Below are 5,821 nucleotides of genomic sequence, written 5' to 3'. Positions count from 1 at the left end.
CGGGCTTCCTTTTCCACCTCATACGCCTTACGGATTTCTTTTGTCTGCTCGGCAACTTTTTCTTTAAGGTTTTTGTTTAGATAGTCCAGTTCGGCGTTAAGTTCGGCAAGCATTTCTCTTTGGCGGGATTCACGAACTCCGGTGCGAATAAGGAAGGAACCGATGACTACTACGGAAAGGAAGATGGCAATGTCAAAAATCACAAATTGTCCCGCCTGACTGCCGACAATAATTTTAATCAAAAGAAGAATCCAGATGATAAAGGTGAGGACCTCAACCGCAAACATGCGGATGCTGAACAGGTGGTGTTTAAGAATCGCGTACCCGTACGCAAGAACCAAAAAAGACAGAACGATGATAGGCGGTATTATCGGGATATCGTAAAAAAGAATCCATCCGCTTGAACCGCCCAGGTTTCCAAATATCGTTCCCAAAAGAATATACCGTATCTGAGCTTTTTTTATTCTGTCCGACTCTCTGTAGGAAGTAAGAAGAAGTATGAAGAAAGCAATAAAATAAGCGGCCCATAAAACCATAAAGGGGTGGAAAAGTATTCCCCCTTTTGCCCAGTAATCAAAAACGGAAATGGGACGCACTGTTTCAATAAATAACGGTGAACCGAAGAGAGAGAGTAGTGCAAAAAGGGTAAAGATAACATATCCAAATGAAGTGATTTTTCTGTATTTTTTCGCTTTTCCGAGAAAATGGGTAATGAAATGGAATGCCGTGATGGAAATAAAGATCGCAGGAGCAACAATAATATGCGAGATAACCATCATTGTGTCATAACCAACGTTCTGTGTTTGCAGGAAGAAAGCGTAGAGTATGCTCCACAAAGCAATCGTCCACATAAAACGGGCGAAGCTTTTCCCCACGGGATTTTTTCTGTCTTGAAGATAGACGAATGTACCAAAGAAGAAGCTCGCAAAGAAGTTGACGAGGGCGGAAAGGGCGTAAAAACTGATGTGAGAAAAGTCCATAGAATTGAGCTAATTATATACCAAAGAAAAAGCCCCGCAGAATGTTTTCTGCGGGGCAATAATTAAAAGTGCGATTACGCAATTTCCCAGGGAATAACCGGCACACTTGCTCCGAACGGGCCATGGTCTTTGTGTAGACGAGCCAACTCCCTTTTTTCTTTTGAAAAGGAGACTCTTTCGTCACTCACATGAAGCGCACGGGTACCTTTTTCCCTTGTTGGTTGAGTCATCGCGAAGTAACCGAGGGCCATGAATATCGTCACGGCGATATCGATGGGTACACGGACCGACCGAAGAAGTACAGCAAGCTCAGAACCCTTTTTTTCTCCATTTTTCTTGAGTACATCAAGTGCTCGATGGACTGCCTGTCGCTTCTCCCAAGAGTTTGCTCCTTCGAAAAATTCCACAACATAGTGTTCCTGTAACATCTCCCCCTCCCTTTTAAAGATGAAAAAGATCTTGCTTTTCCTGGAAATAATATATCACGTACACCATAAAAGTCAAATATTTTACTATATCCCTGCCTTCTTTTTCGGAGTAATACCGTTTGCAATGAGGATGTTTTCAAATTCTTCGCGTTCAATGGTTTCAACTTCAATGAGACGTTTTGCTATCGCTTCAAGTACGGACCGGTGCGTTTGAATCAAATCTTGGGCTTTCTTAAATGCTTCGCTCATTATTTTTCCGACTTCTTTGTCGATACGCGCGCTCACTTCTTCGGAATAATCATGTTCATCAAACGTATGCCCGAATATTGACCTGCCTCCTTGATTTTCAAAAGCGATGGGACCAAATGCCTCCGACATTCCGTATTTGGTAACCATGTCACGCGCCAAAGCGGACGCCACCTGAAGGTCGTTTGAAGAACCTGTTGTCAAATCGCCGAAAATCATTTGTTCTGCGACATATCCCCCAAGAGAAACGGCAATATCATCGAGAAATTCTTTTCTCGACTGGAAACGGCGGTCTTCAAAAGGAAGTTTGAGCGTGTACCCTGCCGCACGTCCGCGGGAGATAATGGAAATTTTGTGAACGGGATCAGAGTCGGGAAGAATTGAAGCGACAATAGCGTGACCGCCTTCGTGGTATGCGGTAATTTCTTTTTCTTTTATCGAAAGGATATGGCTTCTGCGCTCAGGCCCAAGCATCACTTTTTCAATAGAACGAATCAAATCAAATTGGGAGACCTTTTTGCGGTTTTCGCGGGCCGCCAATATTGCCGCTTCGTTCATAAGGGATTGCAAATCCGCTCCGGAAAAGCCCGGAGTGCGTTCGGCGATTACCGGGAAAGCAACGTCTTCTGCAAGCGGTTTTCGGTCAGCATGAATTTTCAATATTTCTTCCCTGTCTCTGCGGTCCGGAAGGTCTATTGTCACCCGGCGGTCAAAACGTCCGGGGCGCAAGAGTGCGGGGTCAAGCACGTCGGGACGGTTGGTTGCCGCCATAACAACGACTTTTTCCGTCTGTTCAAAGCCGTCCATTTCAACAAGAATTTGATTGAGTGTTTGTTCACGCTCATCGTTTCCTCCCCCCACCCCCGTTCCACGGACACGCCCAACAGCATCGATTTCATCAATAAAAACAATTGCCGGCGCCATTTGCTTTGCCAATTTAAATAAATCACGAACCCGAGACGCACCGACTCCGACAAACATTTCCACGAATTCCGAACCGGAAATGGAAAAGAATGCGACACCCGCTTCTCCGGCAACCGCTCGGGCAAGCAATGTCTTCCCTGTTCCGGGTGCACCCATAAGAAGGATGCCACGCGGAATTTGCGCTCCGATATCAAAAAACTTTTTCGGATTTTTCAAAAAGTCGACAATCTCCGCGAGTTCTTCTTTCGCCTCTTTTGCACCGGCGACATCTTTAAACATCACCCGCTGTTTTTTGTCATCGGGGGAAATAAGACGCGCTTTTGATTGCCCGAACGTAAACGCCTGCATCCCCGCCCCTTTCACCTGCCTTGTCATGAACCACAAAAAGAAAAGTATGAGCAGTATAGGAAGGATAATCGGCAGAAGTGTAACAAACCAGAAACCGAAGCCCGTGTTTCCTTTGATATCGATTGTCACACTTTTTAATGCATCGGCGGAGACACCGTAGTTTGCCAACGTTTCGGTCAGAGCGGTTCCATCCTCTTTTTTTGATTCTTTGACGTCTCCATTAACATATTCAACGCTCAGTTTTTCACCCTCAACGGAAATTGACTTAACAAGGCCTTGAGTGAGGTCCTGGGCAATGAGCGAAAGAGGAACTGTCTGCGTTTTGGGAATATTCTCCCACAAAAGAGAGTAGAGAGTGAGGAGCGTAAGAAAAATAAGAAGCGTGCTTCCGACATTGGCCCAAAATGGCCCCGTGCCGCCCTTTTTGCCGCGGTTTTGTTTGACGATAATTTGTATGTTTTTCTTTGGTTTTTCTTCGTTTACCATGGTCGCCATTATACCAGGAAAAGGAAAAAATTCACGGTTTTGTTATGATGTGATGTAAAGAACCCTGCGGGAAGAAATAAGGAACATTGGAAGCATATTTCTTCCCGCAGGTCAGGGGGTTCTTTGCTGGCAAGGTGTCGGCTCCGCCGACACTATACACGACTTGCCTTCTCATCCCTGCGACAGAATTAGGCAGGATATTCGAAGTCAAACTCCAGTAATGCTTATCGAAAACAAAAAAGCGGGCTTTAACTATGAAATTTTGGAAAAAATACCGGCAGGTATCGAGCTTTTCGGTTTTGAAGTCAAGTCCATACGCAACCGTTCCGGCTCCATTGAAGGAGCACATGTAACGGTAAGAGGAGGAGAAGCCTATCTCATTGGCGCGCACATCCCCGCTTTTCAGCCAAAAAACACTCCTGCCGATTACAACCCCGAACGCAATCGCCGATTGCTTCTCACGAAGAAAGAAATAGATAATGTATCCTCATTCGAATCAAAAAAAGGGTTGACAATAGTGCCAATTTCGATGTATAATTTGGGGAGGAAAGTCAAGGTTGATATTGCCATCGTCCGCGGAAAGAAAAAATTCGACAAGCGCGAAAGTATAAAAAAGAAAGACATTGAACGCGATATTAAGCGCTCCTTGAAAATTCGTTAACCGGTCATTCGGCTTAAATGCGAAAACATTGCGCCTTTAAGGGGGATGATCGGCCTAGACAAGATGCGTGTTTCTTTATGCGCGAAACGGAGTATTCCTCGCTTCTCCTAATATGTCGAGGAAACGATACGTGCTAACAATTTAGTTGCACGAGCAAAATCTATTGTTTCTCCGTATTTTACGGAAAACAATTTTGCTTTCGCTTACGCTTCGGCCTAAGCGGCGTCTCTCTGCATGCGATTCGGTAGTGCAGACGGGGTGTAATATCCTCCGAATGTAGCGTGCGCGGTTTTCCTCCGCGTCCGTGAAATAAAGGAATCGGTTCAATGCGATTTTGTTTGTTCTCTACTCATTGGACTTAAACACAAAAAACAAACTACGTTTCGTAGACCCGTCTAGAAATCCCATTTTGCACGCGCGTTCGATTCGCGCCATCTCCACCTTTCTTCAAAAAGCCCCTATCTATAGGGGCTTTTTGCTTGCAAGCAGAAAAAGTGAATAGGTTTGGTTGACCCCTTCCCTCCAGGGGCTATAATCAGTTAATACATTATGTCACCTGAAGAGAAAAAGAAATATAAGGTGTTTCTTATTGAAGACGAGCCTGCAATCGTTGACCTCTACCGGAGTGCGTTTGAGCGCGAGGGGTTTGAGATTGAAAGTGTGTACACCGGAAAAGACGCCCTCTCTCAAATAGAAGCATTCAAGGACGGGAGAGAAGAGCGACCCGATGTTATTGTTGCCGACATTCTTTTGCCGGACGTCTCCGGTCTTGAGATTTTAAAAGAAATCCGACGCAGCAAAGAATTTGATTCCGTTCCGGTTATTATGCTCACAAATTATGGAACCCGAGAAATCAAGGAAACGATTCAAGATACTCCAAACGCCCGACACGTTCTTAAAATGGACACGAGCCCCGTTCTTTTCGTCAAAGAAGTCTGGGGAATAGTTCAAACAAAAACGGCCTAAGGCCGTTTTTTGTTTATATTGGGAAGTTTTTTCTATCCCACAATAACCGGGAACTTGACCGTAAAAGTCGAGCCTTTCTCTTTCCCCGGCGAACTGACTGAGACCATACCTCCATGTGACTCGATAATCCTCTTTGACAAAGCGAGCCCGATTCCCTTGCCCGCAAGATTAACTTTTTGCGCCTCTGCGCCACGTTCAAAAAATCGGTTAAATATGAGCGGTAAATCTTTTTGGTCAATTCCGATTCCCGTGTCGGTAATATCTACTTTAAGAAATGGTATATCGCCTTCGACAGGTTTGAAAATCTCTCCGTGCACGGTCACCCCGCCCTTACTTGTATATTTGACGGCATTATCAATCAGGTTATATAGGGCGGCTTTAATAATTTTCCTATCGGCGGCAATTTTGATGTTTCCCGCTTCGGGAGAAAATGTGATGACAAAGGAAATACCCTTTCCTTCAATTGCCGGCGAGAGCTCGGAGCGCATTTCTTCAATCACTTCGCGCAACACAACAGGCTGGGGCTTTACTTTCCCTATCTCAACCTGGGACACGCTCAGAAGGTCGTTAATGAGGCCGGACATTCTTTCCACGGCATCGTCAGCCTTACCAAGATATGTTTTGACGTTTTGATTGGCCTCTTTCTCATCCAACGACAGTTCAATGAATCCTTTGACAATTGTGAGCGGAGTGCGGAGGTGGTGCTGGGTGGTGAGGATAAACTGGTCTTTGGCTTTGTCCAATTCTTCAAGTTCGATTCTCGCTTTCTTTTCCACTTCGTA

General features: G+C 45.2%; 6 protein-coding genes and 1 other RNA gene. 3 read left to right on the top strand and 4 right to left on the bottom strand.

Going from position 1 to position 5,821, the window contains the following annotated elements; all coding sequences use genetic code 11:
* The 3 genes from Q8O71_04260 to ftsH form a co-directional block, all read right to left on the bottom strand.
* Window positions 1-980: histidine kinase N-terminal 7TM domain-containing protein (locus Q8O71_04260; GenBank protein MDP2705574.1), on the bottom strand; the 980-nt coding region annotated here is incomplete at its 3' end.
* Window positions 981-1,054: 74 nt separating this feature from the next.
* Window positions 1,055-1,408 carry a hypothetical protein gene (locus Q8O71_04255; protein MDP2705573.1) on the bottom strand — a complete coding sequence of 118 codons (354 nt, stop codon included), beginning with the start codon at window positions 1,406-1,408 and terminating at the stop codon, window positions 1,055-1,057.
* An 84-nt stretch (window positions 1,409-1,492) separates the two neighbouring features.
* On the bottom strand, window positions 1,493-3,412 hold the full coding sequence (gene ftsH / locus Q8O71_04250; GenBank protein MDP2705572.1) for an ATP-dependent zinc metalloprotease FtsH: 1,920 nt from the start codon (window positions 3,410-3,412) through the stop codon (window positions 1,493-1,495).
* 220 nt (window positions 3,413-3,632) lie between these two features.
* Here ftsH and smpB point away from each other — a divergent pair, with 220 nt between their 5' ends.
* The 3 genes from smpB to Q8O71_04235 all read left to right on the top strand — a co-directional run bounded on the left by smpB (window position 3,633) and on the right by Q8O71_04235 (window position 5,039).
* Window positions 3,633-4,073, top strand: coding sequence for an SsrA-binding protein SmpB (gene smpB, locus Q8O71_04245; protein MDP2705571.1), 441 nt, complete (start codon window positions 3,633-3,635; stop codon window positions 4,071-4,073).
* A 41-nt stretch (window positions 4,074-4,114) separates the two neighbouring features.
* Window positions 4,115-4,516, top strand: a transfer-messenger RNA (tmRNA) gene (ssrA, locus tag Q8O71_04240).
* A gap of 106 nt (window positions 4,517-4,622) precedes the next feature.
* A complete protein-coding gene (locus Q8O71_04235) occupies window positions 4,623-5,039 on the top strand; it encodes a response regulator (protein ID MDP2705570.1) in 417 nt (138 codons plus the stop codon).
* A 32-nt stretch (window positions 5,040-5,071) separates the two neighbouring features.
* On the opposite strand, the gene Q8O71_04230 is transcribed toward Q8O71_04235, so the two are convergent.
* A partial coding sequence (locus Q8O71_04230; protein ID MDP2705569.1) for a HAMP domain-containing sensor histidine kinase occupies window positions 5,072-5,821 on the bottom strand: 750 nt, incomplete at its 5' end.

The organism is bacterium (assembly GCA_030690305.1).
Taxonomy (GTDB): domain Bacteria; phylum Patescibacteriota; class Minisyncoccia; order Phycocordibacterales; family JAGLPS01; genus JBBUCK01.
This window is presented reverse-complemented; position numbering and strand designations above follow the sequence as displayed.

What these genes read in the sequence shown, in the direction of transcription:
- Q8O71_04255 (MDP2705573.1), bottom strand. Translation starts at nt 1,408, where the DNA reads ATGTTACAGGAACACTATGTTGTGGAATTTTTCGAAGGAGCAAACTCT.
- ftsH (MDP2705572.1), bottom strand. Translation starts at nt 3,412, where the DNA reads ATGGTAAACGAAGAAAAACCAAAGAAAAACATACAAATTATCGTCAAA.
- smpB (MDP2705571.1), top strand. Translation starts at nt 3,633, where the DNA reads ATGCTTATCGAAAACAAAAAAGCGGGCTTTAACTATGAAATTTTGGAA.
- Q8O71_04235 (MDP2705570.1), top strand. Translation starts at nt 4,623, where the DNA reads ATGTCACCTGAAGAGAAAAAGAAATATAAGGTGTTTCTTATTGAAGAC.